The organism is Ideonella sp. P3_A4, assembly GCF_056403075.1.
On the sequence record NZ_JBFUGE010001001.1, the window covers coordinates 1 to 1530 of the forward strand.

Consider the following 1530-nt stretch of genomic DNA (forward strand, 5'->3'; position numbering starts at 1 on the left):
TTTTGCCGGCGGCCGCGGCCGCGCGACTGGCCGATCTGCAGACGCGTATCCGCCCGCACTTCCTGTTCAACACGCTCAACACCGCGATCACGCTGGTGCAGCTGGATCCGAAGCGCGCCGAAGAGGTGCTGGAGGACTTGTCCGATCTGTTCCGCGCGGCGCTCGGCGCGCTCGACCAGGCGACCACCGTCGGCGCCGAGATCGAGCTGGCGCGCCGCTACCTGGCGATCGAGCAACTGCGCTTCGGCCCTCGCCGGCTCGAGGTGGAATGGGATCTGGATGCCAACGCCGCCGCCGCCAAGCTGCCGCCGCTGGCGCTGCAGCCCCTGGTCGAGAACGCGGTGCGTCACGGCATCGAGCCGGCCGACAAGGGCGGCACGATCGAGATCCGCACCCGCCGCCGGCGCGACCGCGTGATGATCTCGGTCACCAATACCGTGGCGCCGGGCCCGTCGCGGCCAGGCCACGGCATCGGCATTGCCAGCGTGCGCGAGCGCCTGCGCCTGATGCACGATCTGGACGCCGATTTCCGCAACGGCCTGACCGAGGACGGCCGCTACCGCGTGAGCATCGGCCTGCCCTTGTGACGTTCGGCGGCTGAAACCAACCGTTGCTCCTCTGGCCGCTGGCCGGCCGACGGCCCAACGCCGACAATCCCTCACCATGGACCGCTTGCGTGTACTGATCGTCGACGATGAACCGCTGGCCCGCATGCGCCTGCGCAGCCTGCTGGCCGACTGTGTGCGCCCGGCGGCGACGGTGGTCGACGAAGCCGGCAGCGCCGCCGAGGCCCTGCACGCGCTGGCACGCCAGCCGGTCGACGCCGTGCTGCTGGACATCCACATGCCGGGCATGGACGGCATCAGCCTGGCACGCAAGCTGCGTGAGCAACAACCGGCACCGGCCGTGGTGCTGGTGACCGCGCACGCCGAACATGCGCTGCAGGCTTTTGAAGTGGATGCCGTGGACTACCTGACCAAGCCGGTGCGGCGCGCTCGGCTGCAAGAGGCCCTGGGCCGGGTCGAGCATCGGCTGGGTCGCGCATCGTTGCCACCCCTCGCAGCCGCCACCCCGTTGACTGAAGCGCCGACGCTGGTGGTGAGCGACCGGGGCCGCGTGCTGCGCATCCCGGTGCCCGAGGTGGTGTACCTGCGCGCCGAGATGAAGTACGTCACGCTGTGCACCACGAAGCACCGTTATGTGCTGGACGATGCACTGACCGACCTGGAACAGCGCCTGGGCGATGCGGTGGTGCGCATCCACCGCAGCATGGTGGTCGCGAAATCGGCGGTGCGCGCGCTTGAGCGACGCGTGATGCCGGGCACGGAGGCCGAAGAGGGGGGCGAGAGCTGGGCGGTTCAGGTCGAACCGAGCGGCGAGTGGCTGGCGGTGTCGCGGCGCCAGTTGCCGCAGGTGCGCGAGGTGCTGGCGCGTGCCGGTTGATGGCCGGGTGAACGAACGCAGAACGCACTGGTCGCTGCTGCTGGCGCTGCTGCTGGTGGCGCTCGGAGTGGCCGGCTACCGCTGGTG

Annotated in this window: 2 protein-coding genes; both read left to right on the plus strand. The window is 70.3% G+C overall.

The window, feature by feature from the left end; translation table 11 throughout:
* Positions 1 to 587, plus strand: a 587-nt coding sequence (locus AC1DYI_RS35265) for a sensor histidine kinase (RefSeq protein WP_477208747.1), incomplete at its 5' end; no start/stop codon positions are given.
* Positions 588 to 663: 76 nt separating this feature from the next.
* Positions 664 to 1443 (plus strand): LytR/AlgR family response regulator transcription factor, encoded by a 780-nt coding sequence (locus tag AC1DYI_RS35270; RefSeq protein WP_477208748.1) that lies wholly within the window; start codon positions 664 to 666, stop codon positions 1441 to 1443.
* The last annotated feature ends 87 nt before the right edge of the window (positions 1444 to 1530 follow it).

What these genes read in the sequence shown, in the direction of transcription:
- AC1DYI_RS35270 (WP_477208748.1), top strand. Translation starts at nt 664, where the DNA reads ATGGACCGCTTGCGTGTACTGATCGTCGACGATGAACCGCTGGCCCGC.